The sequence below is a fragment of the Microvirga arabica genome, assembly GCF_016811235.1.
GTDB classification, from domain to species: Bacteria; Pseudomonadota; Alphaproteobacteria; order Rhizobiales; family Beijerinckiaceae; genus Microvirga; species Microvirga arabica.
Genome location: NZ_JAFBID010000069.1, coordinates 1 through 14,955 on the forward strand (window position 1 = coordinate 1; position 14,955 = coordinate 14,955).

The 14,955-nt window shown below is 60.9% G+C and carries 13 protein-coding genes and 1 pseudogene; 7 read left to right on the plus strand and 7 right to left on the minus strand.

Annotation, left to right across the window (positions count from 1 at the left end):
* Positions 1–484, plus strand: a 484-nt coding sequence (locus tag JQC81_RS24785; RefSeq protein ID WP_246520645.1) for an IS3 family transposase, incomplete at its 5' end; no start/stop codon positions are given.
* Positions 485–524: 40 nt separating this feature from the next.
* Here JQC81_RS24785 and JQC81_RS24790 read toward each other — a convergent pair.
* The 6 genes and pseudogenes from JQC81_RS24790 to JQC81_RS24815 form a co-directional block, all read right to left on the minus strand.
* A pseudogene (locus tag JQC81_RS24790) lies at positions 525–791 on the minus strand (IS110 family transposase); the annotation flags it as partial.
* Between the two features lie 191 nt (positions 792–982).
* Complete coding sequence (locus tag JQC81_RS24795) at positions 983–2,962, minus strand: methyl-accepting chemotaxis protein (protein ID WP_203274476.1); 1,980 nt, start codon at positions 2,960–2,962, stop codon at positions 983–985.
* 290 nt (positions 2,963–3,252) lie between these two features.
* Positions 3,253–3,747: a nuclear transport factor 2 family protein gene (locus tag JQC81_RS24800; RefSeq protein WP_246520646.1), complete on the minus strand. Its 495-nt coding sequence runs from the start codon at positions 3,745–3,747 to the stop codon at positions 3,253–3,255.
* A 155-nt stretch (positions 3,748–3,902) separates the two neighbouring features.
* On the minus strand, positions 3,903–5,417 hold the full coding sequence (locus JQC81_RS24805) for a tripartite tricarboxylate transporter permease (RefSeq protein ID WP_203274477.1): 1,515 nt from the start codon (positions 5,415–5,417) through the stop codon (positions 3,903–3,905).
* Between the two features lie 17 nt (positions 5,418–5,434).
* Positions 5,435–5,902, minus strand: a complete 468-nt coding sequence (locus JQC81_RS24810) for a tripartite tricarboxylate transporter TctB family protein (RefSeq protein ID WP_203274478.1) — start codon at positions 5,900–5,902, stop codon at positions 5,435–5,437.
* Between the two features lie 57 nt (positions 5,903–5,959).
* Positions 5,960–6,928: a Bug family tripartite tricarboxylate transporter substrate binding protein gene (locus tag JQC81_RS24815; RefSeq protein WP_203274479.1), complete on the minus strand. Its 969-nt coding sequence runs from the start codon at positions 6,926–6,928 to the stop codon at positions 5,960–5,962.
* 109 nt (positions 6,929–7,037) lie between these two features.
* Between JQC81_RS24815 and JQC81_RS24820 the strand changes: the two genes are divergently transcribed.
* Genes JQC81_RS24820 through JQC81_RS24830 form a run of 3 tightly spaced genes read left to right on the plus strand, consistent with a single transcriptional unit; the run spans position 7,038 to position 10,190 of the window.
* On the plus strand, positions 7,038–7,715 hold the full coding sequence (locus tag JQC81_RS24820; RefSeq protein WP_203274480.1) for a response regulator transcription factor: 678 nt from the start codon (positions 7,038–7,040) through the stop codon (positions 7,713–7,715).
* Positions 7,702–9,084 (plus strand): sensor histidine kinase, encoded by a 1,383-nt coding sequence (locus tag JQC81_RS24825; RefSeq protein ID WP_203274481.1) that lies wholly within the window; start codon positions 7,702–7,704, stop codon positions 9,082–9,084. Before JQC81_RS24820 ends, JQC81_RS24825 begins: the two co-directional genes overlap by 14 nt.
* Positions 9,081–10,190: an ABC transporter substrate-binding protein gene (locus JQC81_RS24830; RefSeq protein WP_203274482.1), complete on the plus strand. Its 1,110-nt coding sequence runs from the start codon at positions 9,081–9,083 to the stop codon at positions 10,188–10,190. Before JQC81_RS24825 ends, JQC81_RS24830 begins: the two co-directional genes overlap by 4 nt.
* Positions 10,191–10,508: 318 nt before the next feature.
* Here JQC81_RS24830 and JQC81_RS24835 read toward each other — a convergent pair whose 3' ends face one another.
* Positions 10,509–11,252, minus strand: a complete 744-nt coding sequence (locus JQC81_RS24835) for a GntR family transcriptional regulator (RefSeq protein WP_203274483.1) — start codon at positions 11,250–11,252, stop codon at positions 10,509–10,511.
* Positions 11,253–11,492: 240 nt separating this feature from the next.
* Between JQC81_RS24835 and JQC81_RS24840 the strand changes: the two genes are divergently transcribed.
* Genes JQC81_RS24840 through JQC81_RS24850 form a run of 3 tightly spaced genes read left to right on the plus strand, consistent with a single transcriptional unit; the run spans position 11,493 to position 14,951 of the window.
* Positions 11,493–12,410 carry a VOC family protein gene (locus JQC81_RS24840; RefSeq protein ID WP_203274484.1) on the plus strand — a complete coding sequence of 306 codons (918 nt, stop codon included), beginning with the start codon at positions 11,493–11,495 and terminating at the stop codon, positions 12,408–12,410.
* 31 nt (positions 12,411–12,441) lie between these two features.
* Positions 12,442–14,106: a bifunctional 3-(3-hydroxy-phenyl)propionate/3-hydroxycinnamic acid hydroxylase MhpA gene (mhpA, locus tag JQC81_RS24845; protein ID WP_203274485.1), complete on the plus strand. Its 1,665-nt coding sequence runs from the start codon at positions 12,442–12,444 to the stop codon at positions 14,104–14,106.
* Positions 14,103–14,951 carry a fumarylacetoacetate hydrolase family protein gene (locus JQC81_RS24850; RefSeq protein WP_203274486.1) on the plus strand — a complete coding sequence of 283 codons (849 nt, stop codon included), beginning with the start codon at positions 14,103–14,105 and terminating at the stop codon, positions 14,949–14,951. Before mhpA ends, JQC81_RS24850 begins: the two co-directional genes overlap by 4 nt.
* Positions 14,952–14,955 lie beyond the last annotated feature (4 nt).

Genomic DNA, 14,955 nt, shown 5'->3' on the forward strand with positions numbered 1-14,955 from the left:
CTCCTGTTCGCAGAAGGGAATCACATTTCAGCCCAGACCGAAACCTCTTGAATCTGCCTTTCAGTCCGATGCTCTAGATCTGTTCGCCCGGCGGGTGGTCGGCTGGGCGGCCAGTGATCGTCTGCACCAGGAGCTTGCGTTGGAGGCGCTGCGCAAGGCTCTGGCGATCCGGCAGCCGGCCAAGGGGTTGATCCACCACTCGGATCGCGGCAGCCAATACTGCGCGACGGCCTACCAAGCCGAGTTGAGGAAACACGGCATCCGGATCTCGATGTCCGCGAAAGGCAATTGCTTCGACAACGCCGTGGTCGAGACCTTCTTCAAGAGCTTGAAATCCGAGCTGGTCTGGCGCACCGTCTTCCAGACCAGAGCTGAAGCCAGGGCGGCAATTGGTCGTTACATCGACGGCTTCTACAACCCGGTCCGGCGTCATTCGACGCTCGACTACGTCAGTCCGGTTCAATTCGAAAGGCTGGCCGGATAGACAGCAAAACGCTCTCCACTAAACCGAAGCAACTCCAGAGGAACGGTTTGACGTACTGGGCCGGGATCAGGCGCACGTCATGGCCCAGTGCCTGAAGCTGACGGCCGATGTGGTGAGCGCCGGCACAAGCTTCCATGCCGATCAGGCACGGTGGAATGTTGGCCAGCCGCTGGGTGAGCTGGCAGCGGGAGAGCTTGAGGCGCAGCACGATGGCACCGCGCTGATCCTGGCCGACGAGGTGAAAGCTGTTCTTGCCCAGATCGATGCCGAGCGTGGCAATGGCGGCAGAGAAAGAAGACCGTGACATGGGACGTGCTCCTTGCGTGGCTCAAAGCCCCACAGCTTACAAACAAGCGGGGCAGGAGCACGGCCGGACCATCCCATTAGCTGACCTTGGCAAAAGAGCCGCTGTTTCCAACGGCCCTCCTGCTCGATTTTCGATGTGAACTGACGCGTGTTTGGGACGAATACCCTTCTTGCGAGGAGCATCTCCCTTTCTTACGCGGCTTTCACGCCTGACAGGAAGTGCTCCACTTCCTGTCCAAGACTGGCCGAATGACGGGCCAGATCCTGAGCCGACGAGAGCACCTGGGCCGCAGCCGTTCCAGTCTCTCCTGCTCCGCGACGTACCTCGCTGATGCTGCCGGTGACGAACTCCGTGCCGCGGGCGGCCTCCTGCACGTTGCGGGCGATCTCGGATGTTGCCGCCCCCTGCTCCTCCATGGCGGCCGCAATCGAGGTGGAGATTTGGCTCATCTCGCCAATCGTGCCGGCAATCGCCTGAATGGCCTGTACGGCCTCGGTTGTCGCGTGCTGTACGCTGGCAATCTGGGCTGAGATCTCGTCCGTGGCTTTCGAGGTCTGGCTCGCCAGTTCCTTCACCTCAGACGCCACCACAGCAAAGCCCTTTCCGGCCTCCCCGGCCCGGGCCGCCTCGATGGTGGCATTCAGCGCCAGCAGATTGGTTTGTGAGGCAATGGTGCTGATTAGCTGAACCACATGGCCGATCTTCTCGGCCGAAGCGGCCAGCATCTGCACAGTCTGGTTCGTGCGCTGGGCATCGCCCACCGCCCGCTCGGCTATCTGGGAGGACTGCGTCACCTGGGAGGCGATCTCGCGGATGGAGATCGACAGCTCCTCAGTGGCGGCTGCCACGGTTTGCACGTTGGCCGAGGTCTGCTGGGCGGTCGAGGCAACGCCCACTGACTGTTGAGCGGTTCTGTCCGCCACAGCCGTCATGGATTGGGCTGTTTCCTCCAGCTCACCCGCTGCAACTGACAGACGCTGGACCAGCGCACCAACCTTAACCTCGAAGCTTTGGGCGAGTTCAGACATCATGCGGCGCTTCTCGGCCTCGCTCTGTTGGCGGTCGCGCTCCTGCTCCATACGCAGGCGCTCCATCTCCTCACCGTTAATCTTGAAGACCTGAACGGCGTCAGCCATGGCGCCGATCTCATCACGACGACCAAGACCAGGGACCGCTGCACTGTAGTCGCCTCTGGCCACCTGCTGCATGGTGGCTGTCATGGCGAGAAGAGGCTTGGAGATGGCACGCCCAATGGCAACAGCAGCAGCCAGCACAAGCAATAGGACGGCGGCGATGGACGACCACATCACCTGCGAGGTCCAGGCCTGCGCCTCTTCGGCTGCGGATTGAGCCGCCTCGAACCGCGCGTCGACGATCTCCAAGGCATGATCCACCACGGGCTCAACCGCAGCATAAGCCTCCGAGACAGCCTTGCTCTCGACCGTAAGCTGCAGCTTGGCGTCAATGTAGGCAGAAACGTCCCGCTGGTAGGCTGCCATGGCCTCAGCCACTTCGGACTTGGCCTTAGGCGGCAGTTCCGAGATGGCAAGTGCCTGGGCGAACTCGCTGGCCCGCTTCTTGATGTCCTGACCGTACTTGGCATCTCCCCGCAGCATGAAGTCCTTCTCATGCCGACGCATCATCAGCATCAGGATGGTCAGGCTTTGATCCTCATAAGAGGCGAGCTTTGTCTCCACCGCGTGAACAGAGGTGCGCAACGAGCCCTGCAAGCCTGACTTTTCGTCAAAGCCGAGCTTCCGCTGCAATTCGACCGAGTTGTTGAAGTGTTGAACGTACTTGGCCAAGCCTTCATTGATCTTGGTCACGCTAGCCAGGAGCTCAGGAGCATTGGCTGCAGCGGCAATCCGCTTTTCGGCCTTAGTGAGCTCGCCTTTGACGGTGTTGATGACGCTGGCATGACGACTGGCATACGTCTCGTCGCTGCGCAGGAAGAAGTCCTTTTCGGCGCGGCGGGCCTCCAGCAGGCCTATGTCGGCTTTGTTGACGAGTTGCTCCAGCTGCGTTGCAACATTGGCAGCAGCCCTTTGCTCTTGAACCCGGCTGCTGCCCACCATGTAGACGGACGCCAGCGCTGTAACGCCAACAGCGCCGAGAAGGCCAATACTGAGGATTTGGTGGCGCAGCGATATGCGCGAGAGGAGAAGTGCCATAGGTGCCCCAAGCCAGATAGAGTCGCACCCTCTGACGGAGTGCTGCGCTGCACAAACAGCACCAAAGCTTGCCATCGGGTTAACCATAGCCCGCTAAGCGAACTATCTCTCTGCTCTTTCGTACGCTCAGAGCGTCTGCACTGGGTCAAAGTTTCACGTTCCGCCCTTCCCAACGAACGTCGGCTCTTGAGTGCCGAAGCGGATCAGGCGCTTACGTCTCAGGAGTGCCAAACTCGGACGTTCGTGCTTAGCTATAATCCTGCAAAGCAAGAGATGTGCGGGCTTGGGTTCTATGCCTTCCCGTCTTGAGCTCCAGCCATGCGTGTCCCTCCATGGAGGTTAGAGTTGCCCCAGCTCCGGAGGGCCTTTTGCATGATGCTGGTGATCCTCCACGAGCCATCCGCCTTAGCGAACATGAACTCATAGGCACCGCAAGAGTGATAGAAGTCCTCGCCGAGCCTCTTGAGGTCACGTTCAAACCTTAAGATCAGGTAATTGCAGCGCCCGCGGACGTCTTCCGCTTCACTGGACAGCAGTAAGTTAGAGAAGCTGTGATGCTTTGAGAGGGTGTCGGCAGCATTCTGCCGGCGCTGAACGAACTCAAAGTTGGTCATCGTGCCGGGCTGCTCGCGCCCTGATGAGGAGTAGTCGATGAAAACCTCGGGTGCGAGACAGTCTGCCATTGACGTCCAGTTCCGCTCATCGAACGCAAGGAAAAAACGGCAGAGCAAATCGTTTATAGCGATGTGATCGAGAGCGTCCAAGTCTGCCATCCTCTTCTTCATAACAGCGCCTCCCATCCCAGGCCTTACCAGGGTGTCTAAGAGGGCTTTCACCAGCCAAAGCACCAGGAACTAAGGGTACCTGACAGCCTCACCCCGTGGGGTTGTGCACTCCGGATCCCGTAAGAAGCTTCCGCTGACGGGATCCGGAATCGGGTTTAGGACAATAATTGTGGTGCTGTCGCCTTCACCTGCCTGGCACGCCAAGACAGAACGAATGGGAGAATGGCAACCGCCGCAGCCATGATCCACAGCACAATCGAGATGGTGCTCTGGAACAGAATGGAGAGATCCCCGCCGCTGATCGCCAAGGCATTGCGCAGGTTCACCTCCATCACACGCCCGAGAACGAACCCCAGAATAATTGGGGCCATGTCGAACCCGAGTTTGCGCAGGAGCCACCCGACCACGCCGATGCCGAGCATCATCAGGATCGACAGCATGCTGGCATGGGTCGAGTAGACGCCTACGATGGAAAGAACCAGGATTCCAGGAACCAGAATCCAGTTCGGCAGCGTCAGCACCCGCGAGAACACGCCGACGAGCGGCAGGTTCATGATCAGCAGCAGAACATTGCCGATGTAGAGCGAGGCAATCAGGCCACCAACCAATTCCGGACGCTCGGCAAAGAGCTGCGGCCCAGGCTGAATGTTGTAGAGCATCAGGGCCCCCAGCATTACCGCAGTCGTGCCGCTGCCTGGAACGCCAAGGGTCAGCATCGGAACGAATGCTCCGGCGGCCGTGGCGTTGTTCGCCGCCTCAGGCGCGGCAAGCCCGCGCACATCGCCTTTGCCGAAGGTGCCGTCGCGGTCCGAAATTCGCTTTTCCGTTGTGTAGGAGACGGCACTGGCGACCGAGGCCCCGGTTCCCGGCAGCACGCCGACGATGAAGCCGATGACAGAGCCCCGGAGCGTTGCCCCGGTGCAGCGGACGATGTCAGCCCAACGGGCGAATGTACGGCCGGCAATCTTGATGATTGAACCACCAGACGCCTGATGCTCAAGCATCAGCATGGCTTCCGAGATTGAGAACAGTCCGATTACGAGCACGACGAACTCAATGCCATCCCCAAGCTCCGGCTCGTTGAAGGTGAATCGGTAGGCGCCGGAGGTCGCATCGAGGCCAACCGTCGCGAGCATCAGGCCTATGACGCAGCCGATCAGGGTCTTTACTGGCTGGCTGCCCACCATTGACCCGAGGGTCGCGAAGGCAAAGATCATGAGGACGAAGTACTCGGCAGGACCGAAGCCGATGGCCAGGCCGCTCAAAAGGGGAGCAAAGAACGTCAGGCCCACGACGCCCAGAATGCCCCCGACAAAGGAGGACAGTCCGCTGATCATCAGGGCCTCGCCCGCCCGGCCCTGGCGGGCCAGGGGATTGCCGTCGAGGGCCGTCATGACGGCGCCAGCGTCACCAGGCACGTTCAACAGGATAGACGAGATCCGCCCGCCGTACTCGGCACCGGAGTAGATCCCGGCCAGGAGGATCATTGTGCTCTCGGCCGGCAGGCCCATCGTGTAGGCGATGGGAAGGAGCAGTGCGATCCCGTTAATCGGGCCAATCGCGGGCAATGCGCCGATCATGGTGCCCAGGAAGCATCCCACGAACCCAATGAGGAGGTTCATGGGGCTGAGCGCAACCGAAAACCCGGTCCAGAGATAGCTAAGGTCCATGTTCGTCGTCCTCTATCTCAGAAACCGAAGATGCTTCCGCCCGGCAGGTAGACTTCGAGCAGGTAGCGGAAAAGCAAGAACCAAAGGGCCGCCTGCACGATCCCCGCAAAGAGAGCAAAGCGCCAGGAGGCCCCGAAAATCCGGCCAACTCCGGTCACCAGCAACGTGATGGCAATGGCAAAGCCGAGGGGCTCCAGGAGGAGCGTGGCGACGAGCACAAGCCCGGGGATGGCAATCGAACTTGCGAGCAGGCGGCCCTGCGGCCACGGCTCGGAGCTGCCAGGCCTGAAGAAATAAATCAGCGATAGTAGCGCAAGCACACCCGCCAGGATCAGCGGGAACACACGAGGCCCGAGAGGATCTGACGAGAACGAGTATGAAATACGGCTCGCATCGAGCCCATACAGGACAGCAAGAGCGAAGAGGACGACCGCGCCCACGCGATCACTCCTCACCGCTCCACGAGGACCGGTTGAGGTTGTCATGACTGGCTCCGATACAGAAAGCGCGGCCCCATTGCCTGGGGCCGCGAGGATGATGGATCAGAGACCCGCTTCAGCAGCGAGAGTCTTGAACTTCTTCACGTCGTTCCTGACGACCTTCTCGAAGTCCGCACCAATTACCGTATAGGGATACAATCCCCGCTCCTCTCGCTCCTTGGCGAATTCGGGTGATTTGGCCAGCTTTTGGAATGTGTCAACCCAGGACTGGTAGTCGGCATCCGAGACCTTGCCGCCGAGATAGTAGCCGCGCCAGACGACCCAGTCGAAGTCGAAGCCCTGCTCTTTCGCGGTCGGCACATCCTTCAGATCGCCGGGCAGCCGCTCCGGAGCCATGACCCCGAGAATGCGCACCTTACCGGCCTGATGGTGCTTCGCCATCTCGGAGGCCTCACCGGCGCCGATCTTGATGTGACCGCCTTGCAGAGCCGTCAGCACTGCACCGCCGCCCTCCAGGGCGACATAGCGGATCTTCTTGGGATCCTGGTTGGCGCTCTTGGCGATGATAGCCGCCTTCATCCAGTCCTGGCTTCCGACCGCCCCGCCGCCGCCGATGGCGAAATCGTTCGGGGCCTTCTTGTAGGCCTCCACCAGGTCCTTCATGGTCTTATACGGGGAGTCTGGGGCCACGACGATCACGCCGTAGTCCGCTCCGAGGGCGCCGAGCCACCGCACGGCGTTCTCGTCGTACTGTCCGAACTTACCCTGGGCCAGAAGCAGCGCGGAACCGGTGGAAGCAGCAGTAATCAGCGTGGGATCGCTGGAGCGCTTGCCGACGACATGGTTGTAGGCGACAGCTCCGACACCGCCCTCCATGTAGGTGACCGGCATCGGCTTGTCGATAAGCTTGGCTGCCAGGAGCGAGTTGGCCGCGAGGCGGCAGGTCACGTCAAAGCCGCCGCCCGGCTTGGCTCCCGCCAGGCACTCCGTCTTTTCCGGAGCCGCCAGCGCGGCACCTGCCAGAACACCTGCGACGCCAAATACAGCAGCCTGCAATACGAGCTTCTTCATCGTTTCTTCCCTATGCAATTGTGGACGTTACGCTCTGTCTGTACCGAGCTTGCTCCACACGTTAGGGTCGGAACCTGTCATTCACCTGTCATTATAAGTGACCGAAGGCATGCGCATCTTTCTGGTTGAGGACACGCGCGACGTTGCCGAGGCGATCATCGAGCATTTTGCCAGGATCGGCCACGTCGTGGATTGGGAGATGGACGGCGAGGCTGCGGCCGCCACGCTCAACGAAACAATATACGACCTCGTGATCCTGGACGTGATGCTTCCCGGCCAGAGCGGGTTTGCGATCCTGCGGCATCTTCGCTCGATTGGCAGTACGACGCCGGTCCTGATGCTCACCGCCCGGTCAGAGGTTGATGATCGGGTGAGCGCACTCGATATCGGTGCCGATGATTATCTGGTGAAACCCTTCGACTTTCGGGAGCTGGAAGCCCGTGCCCGGGCGCTGCTGCGGCGGCGCCATGGTGACGCCACCAACCTCCTCGAATGCGGGGACATTTGCATTGATCGGTCTGCACGCACCGTTCGGGTCGGCCGGCGCGAGGTGCACCTGACCCGCCGTGAGGTGACACTGCTCGAAATCCTGGCCTCGCGGCCTGGCCGTGTCTTCAGCAAGGACGACCTGCTGGACCAGGTTTTTGGTTATGATGAGGAGGCCCCCTCCTTCAACGCTGTCGAGCTTTATATCGGCCGCTTGCGAAAGAAGCTACAAGGCGCAACGGCCCAGATTGTGACTGTCCGGGGCTTTGGCTATCAGTTGGTCCCCCATGGCTCGTCGTGAACCGTCCCTTTCCACCCGCCTGATTGTCCTCATCTCGGTGGTGCTGACTTTGGGGGCGGCTGCGCTTACGACGGCAGCTTGGTATTACGCCCGGGCGGCGGCAAACGAAGCATACGACCGCCTTCTGGTCGGCGCCGCTTACCAGATGGCGGAAGCCGTTAACGTGCAGGGTGGAACGCTGACCGTCGAACTGCCGGTATCCGCCTTCGAGTTGCTGGCGCTCTCGGATCGGGACCGCATCTTCTATAAAATCGTCGACGCTCGTGGGCGCACCCTTACTGGCTATGGCAATCTAGCCACTCCGGAAAGTGACGCCCCTGCCCTGGGCAGCCCGGATGTGCAGGATGGGAAGTTCAAGGGGGCCGCCGTTCGTGTGGCAAAGACGGCCCGTTACTTTTCCGACCCTTCCGTACAGGGGCGTGTTGACGTGGTTGTGGCACAGACCACCGAGGCGCGGACGGCGCTGGCCCGTGAACTGACCCTTCGGGCAGTGGCGCTGATCGCGGCCATGAGCGCGTTGGCACTTGGCGGGGCCGTCTTTGCAATCCGCTACGCCCTCAGACCCATTGGTCGAGTTGGTGCGGCACTGCGGGATCGCGATCCCCATGACGTGACGCCTGTAACCGTCAGCACTCCGCGGGAGTTGCGTCCGTTTGTGTCTGCAACCAATGAGTTCATCGCACGGCTCAGGAGCCGGATGGACCTGATGCAGCAATTCATTGCCGATGCGGCCCACCAGATCCGTACTCCCCTTACCGCCCTCAAGGCCCAGGTCGAGCTCCTGTCGCGTCAGACCATGGACCCGCAGGGACGACAACACCTTAGACGGGTGCAGGAGCGTGTGGATCAGCTCTCACGGCTGGCCAACCAGTTGCTCAGCCATGCCATGGTAAACCACCGTGCGGGAGCGGTGCCGCTCGAACCTGTCGATGTCGTCGAGATCGTGCGGCGCGCAATCCGCGAGGCTGTGCCGGACACCCTTGACCGTGACATCCTGACGGCTCTGGAGCTGCCCCCGCTTCCTGTAGAGGTGATAGCTGATGCGATCAGCCTGAAGGAAGCGGTCAAGAACGTGATCGACAATGCGGTCCGCCATGGGGCAGCCACGCAACTCACGCTGCGCGTGCGGGAGCAACCGGGGATGGTGGAGATCGAGGTTGAGGACGACGGGCCTGGCATTCCGCCGGAGCTGTGGTCCCAGGTCACGGAGCGGTTCGGATCATCATCGCCCAATGGGTCCGGCTTGGGGCTGTCCATCGCCGCCGACGTGCTGACTGCTCATGGTGGTAACCTCAACTTCCGCGACCGCAACGAGGATGGCTTTGCCGTGATCATGCGCTTGCCGAGCAGGATGAGGCAAAATCGATGAAGCTTCGAACGACATTGCTCCACCTCCCCGTGGTGGGCCTTTGCCTGCTCTGGGCGCTAATCCTGGCGATGGCCGGCACGGCCCATGCCGAGGTGCCCAAGACCTTTCCTGCGTTGCAGACCGAGCATGAGGTTCTGTCGGTCCACGCCGCAACGGACCTTTCCGCCATGGAGCCGCTGATCCGTGATTTCCAAATTCTGAACCCCAACACCAGGGTTGAGTTTACCGAATATGTTACGAACGATCTCTATGCCGCCGCCGCCAAGGCCTGCCAGGACGGGTCGGCTCTGGGAGACGTCCTCTTGTCGTCGTCCGTTGATCAGTTGGTGAAGCTTGCCAATGACGGTTGCGCCCGTGATGTCCGCTCGCCTGAGACAGTGATGGCGCCCCGCTGGGCCAACTGGCGGAACGAGGTCTTTGGGTTCACCTTTGAACCGGTTGTATTCGTCTACAATCGCGAAAAGGTGCCCGCTGAGGATGTTCCGAGCACCCATCTTGAATTGGCCGATCTGCTGCGGTTGAAGCCGGAAGCCTATCGAGGTCGGGTCGGGACCTACGATATTCGCCAATCAGGCATCGGCTATCTCCTTGCATTCAATGACTCGCAGCAGACGACCACCACCTACGGTCGTCTCCTCGAAAGCCTCGGGCGCGCCCAAGCTGTCGTGCGGTGCTGCACGGGCGAGATTCTTGATGAGCTAGAGGCAGGGCGGATCCTCATTGGCTACAACATGCTGGCATCCTATGCCTATGCCCGGGTCCGCGCCGGAGCGGACCTCGGCATCGTCATGCCGGCTGACTACACCCTTGTGCTCAGCCGGGGCGCCATGGTTCCGTCCCAAGCCCGGAATGCCAACGCAGCGGCGCGTTTCGTGAGTTATCTCTTGTCGGCGCGTGGACAGGAGGTGGCACAGCGGGATGGCTTCTTTTTCGGCTTTGGTGGCGAAACTCCTCCTGGCATCGAAGGGGCCTCTTCAATCGTCCAAACCGGCGTCGCCCGTCCGATCACGATCAGCCCAGCGCTGCTTGCCGTCCAGGACGACGAGAGGCGCAGGCGCTTTATTGCCGATTGGAGCCGCTCACTCGTAGAGATGTCCCCAGAGTAGCAGGAGCTGGTCTGTAGGGGGGATGCTGTGCGCCAAGTGTCCGAGTCGCTGATCATCCTATCAATAGATGCCAAAGCCTCACTGTAGCAGGTCTATTACCCGATCCGAGTTTGGTGACCTGCGGCTATCCTGATTAGGGGAAAGGTCCGGAACGGGTCAACCTGAGAAATTGCTGCCCCTTTTAAGAAGGTCGGGTGTTCCTGTCTGAAGCGGATGTTCAAGCTACGTCCGAGAAGTGCCAAATCCAAACCTTCAGCAAATGAAGACACGGGGCACCTCGATGTCGATCAGAGCTGATCGCGCAACCCTCTCGATGCATCAAGTCTCAGCGTCATCGATGTCCGCGTTCTGTTCGGCAGGCGCGCCGGGAAAGACAGATTCGTCCTTCAAGAGAACCTCTGCGGTCGCTGCGAAGTGGGAGCTCAGGAGATCCGCTGCCTTGTCGGCGTCTCCACTGAGGACCGCACTCAGAATGGCTTGATGCTCATCGGCAACGTGCCGGGTCGGGAAGGCTTTCCTGATCGACAGGCGCCTGTAGCGGTAGAGCTGGTCTGCGAGCTGATCGCAAAATCCAACCAAGGACCTCGATCCGCACTGACTGATCAGGGTTCGATGGAATGTTCGATGCAGCCGCTCCCACTCCGGGTTGTCCTCGAACCGCTCGGCGCTGAGAGACCGCGGTGCCCGGCTGAGCCTGTGGTGGGCCACGATGAGGGCTTCCTCCCATTCGGGCGTCGCGGCTGCCATGGCCTTGCGCAACGCCAAGCTCTCGACCCAGCACCGTGTCTGGGTCAGCTCTGCCAGTTCCGCCTGGCTGATCCCTCTCACATAGAAACCGCGCTGCTCCCGCGACTCAACCAGCCCCTCGGCCGTGAGTCGGTTGAGAGCCTCCCGGAGCGGGGTTTGGCCGGCTTGGTAGGCATCCATCAGGAACCGCAATTGGAGCTTTCGCCCAGGCTTAAGGTGCCCGGATAGCAGATCCTCCCGCAGCCTGTCGTACAGGTTGGCGGTCTGCGTGGAAGGTGGGGGCGCCACAAGCTGGACCGACGACACTCTGCTCATGCTCTTGTTCCTGCTGGGCCAGGCCACAAGGGCCCATCATGCCAGATGTTTATACTAATGCTTGCCGAAAAGCAAAAATTTATAAATTTCGCTTGCAAAGGCTAAAATTTGTACCAATAGTTCCATCCAGGTCCAAATTTGTAGCTAAAGGCACCGATCCAAAGGAGCCGATAGCGGCAGGAGAAAACAAGCCCCGATGACGAACTCAGTAACCTTCTGCGTTTTTGGAAACGTTCCGCAATGACCTCCTTTCCCGTAACTGCTTTGCGCAGCGTCGACATCGGCACGCCGGATCTGGCTCTGTCGGAGCGCTTCTATACATCGGTCTGGGGCCTCGACGTCGTCACTAGGACTGCGGACGCTGTCTACCTTCGCGCGAGCGGGACGGATCACCACGTCCTCGTGCTCCACAGCAGCTACAGGTCCGAGATCCTCTCGGTGACCTTCCGGGCCGCATCATCCGACGATCTCGCGATGATCGCCGACAACGTCGTTCAGCACGGCGCGCAGATCCTGTCCGGTCCCTGCCCAAACGACGGCCCCGATGGCGGCACGATCCTGACGATCCGCGAACCGCAAGGCGGGATTTTGCGCTTCGTTCATGGCGATCGGCAGGATGCGATTGGCGCGGAAGTCACGGACCAGCCGTTCCGGCTCGCCCATGTCAATCTCAACAGCACCGACGTGGATGCGGAAGCGGCGTTCTATGAGAAGGCTCTCGGCTTTCGCCTCACCGACCGCTCCAAGATGATGGCTTTCCTGCGCTGCAACAGCGATCATCATGCCGTCGTGCTGGCGGAGGCCAAGGTCAACGGCCTCAATCACATCGCCTTTCTCGTTCCGGACTGGGAGTCCGTCATGCGCGCCTCCGGCCGCATGATTGATGCCGGCTATCCTATCGCGTGGGGCGTCGGTCGACATGGGCCCGGCGACAATGTCTTCGCCTATTTCATCGACCCCGTCGGCTTCGTGATCGAGTACACGGCCGAGGTTCTCCAAGTCGACGACACCTACAGGGTGCGGGGGCCGGACGAATGGGTTTGGCCTCCGGGCAGAACGGACCATTGGGGCATTGCCCCGCCGAAGGCCGAGCATGTGAAGGCGGCTCAGACCACGATCACCTATACGGCCGCCGCGCCGCTGCGAAGCGCACAATGAGATCCACACTCCACCAGGGCGGAGTTCCAGCGTGACCCCTCCGAGCAACAAGAGCCCCAATGACTATCAGGTTGTCGTGGTTGGCTTTGGTCCAGCCGGCGCCGTTGCAACGAGCCTGCTCGGGAGCCATGGCATCCGCACGTTGACGCTTGACCGTCTCCGCACCGTCTATGACAAGCCCCGCGCTATTGCCATCGACCACGAGATCCTTCGTCTCTTTGACAATCTCGGTGTGGCCGACCGTGTCTTACCCCATGTGGCGCCGTTCCCGGCCTCGCAGCACTTCGGGGCCGAGGGCCAGTTGATCCGACGCATAGACATGGTCCCGGAGCCCTACCCGCTCGGCTACACCCCCAGCATGGTGTTCACACAGCCCCCTGTTGAGGAGGCCTTGCGCGACCATGCGGCCTCTTACGGCGGCGTTGAAGTCTCTCTTGGCACGGAACTGCTGAACTTGGAGCAGTCTGAGACAGGCGTCACGCTCAACATGCGCAGCGATGATGGCCAGACACGCACAGTGACGGCGGACTACGTGATTGCCTGCGATGGTGCGTCGAGCGGTGTTCGCGAGCAACTCGGCATCGCTCTTGAGGATCTGGTGTTCGACGAGCCTTGGCTCGTGGTCGACGTCCTTGTGAACGAGGAGGCACTCAGCAAGCTGCCGCAGACGGCCGCCCAGTACTGCGACCCGGCACGCCCGACCACGTTCATTATCGGCCCCGGCAATCACCGCCGCTGGGAGATCATGCTGTTGCCTGATGAGGATCCCCGCGAGGCGCAGCAGCCGGAACAGGTCTGGAAGCTCCTGTCGAAATGGCTCACCCCGGACGACGCTAACCTGTGGCGGGCTGCAAGCTACCGCTTCCATGCTCTCGTCGCTCAGGAATGGCGGCGCGGCCAGGTCTTTCTTGCCGGCGATGCCGCCCATCAGCAGCCGCCCTTCATCGGCCAGGGCATGTGCCAGGGCTTGCGTGACGTCTCAAACCTGATCTGGAAGCTTGATCGGGTGCTCAAAGGCCAGTCTGGCGCTGCGCTCCTCGACACCTACGAGGAGGAGCGCAGCGAGCATGTCCGCCAGCTCACGACCCGGATCAAAGCCATTGGCAAGGTGATCTGCGAGCGCGACCCGGAAGCAGCGCGTGAGCGCGATGCCCGTATCCTTGCCGAGGGTGGCGGACAGCCCAGGACCATCACCCGTCAGGAGATCGTGCCGCCTTTGCAGAAGGGATTGCTCTCGTCGCAGGACAGCAAGGCCATCGGCACCCTATTCCCGCAGCCCTGGGTGCAAACTGAGACTGGCCGCAAACTACTCGACACTGTGGTTGGAGCCGGCTGGCGTCTTGTCGTCGATGGCCGGCATTCCCCAGATATTTTCCAGACGACACGGAAGAAAGCTGAAAACCTTGGCTTGCATGTCATCACGGTTGGCTCTTCGAGCGATGCTTCCTCCGGCGCAGACCGTGATGCGCACAATACGGTCATTGAGCTGGATGGCGTGCTCGCCCGATGGTTCCTTGCCCACCAGTGCCATGCCGCCATCATTCGGCCCGATCACTACGTCTTTGGCACGGCGTCTGACGAGGAATCCCTCTCAAAGCTGATGGCGGATCTTCAAGCTCGCCTTCGACCCACGGCAGCGGAAAGCCCGTATTCCGACCAGTCTCCTGTTTCTCTTCACGCAAGGACCGCCTCATGAAGTTCGCAACATTCACAGCCAACGGGACCGCTACTTGGGGTATTATCGACGGCGAGGATGCCGTCGATCTCGGAACTGTGCTCCGGGACCGCTATCCAGATCTGAGGTCGGTGATCGCATTCAATGCTCTCCATGAAGCTGCTAAGCAGGCTGGAGATGCTAGGCGGTACCCGTTTGCCGAAATCGAATGGCTCCCGGTCATTCCCAACCCCGACAAGATCCTGTGCGTCGGATTGAATTACGAGATGCACCGCAAGGAGACCGGACGCGCTGAGGTGGACAACCCCACGATCTTTACCCGCTTTGCCAACAGCCAAACGGGACATCTGGCCAACATTGTTCGCCCGCGTGTCTCGCACGAGCTCGACTTCGAAGGTGAACTCGCCATCATCATCGGCAAGGCCGGACGCTACATCTCCAAAGGAGATGCGTGGGGGCACATTGCGGGCTATGCCTGCTACAACGACGGCAGTGTGCGAGACTTCCAGCGCCATACCCACCAGTTCACGCCAGGCAAGAACTTCCCCGATACCGGTGCGTTCGGACCCTGGATGATGACGCCCGACGAGCTGGGCGAGTTGGGACCGCTCAGGATCCAGACGCGGGTGAACGGCCAAGTGGTGCAGGATGCCACCTTCGGGCAGATGATCTTCGATATCCCGCGCATCATCGAGTACTGCTCATCCTTCACTAGGCTTGAACCCGGCGACGTGATTGCGACCGGCACTCCCGGCGGCGTGGGGGCGAAGCGGACCCCTCCCCTGTGGCTCAAGCCGGGCGACACGGTCGAGGTCGAGATCGATCGCCTCGGCACTCTCCGCAACGGCATCGCCGACGAGGTCTGACTGA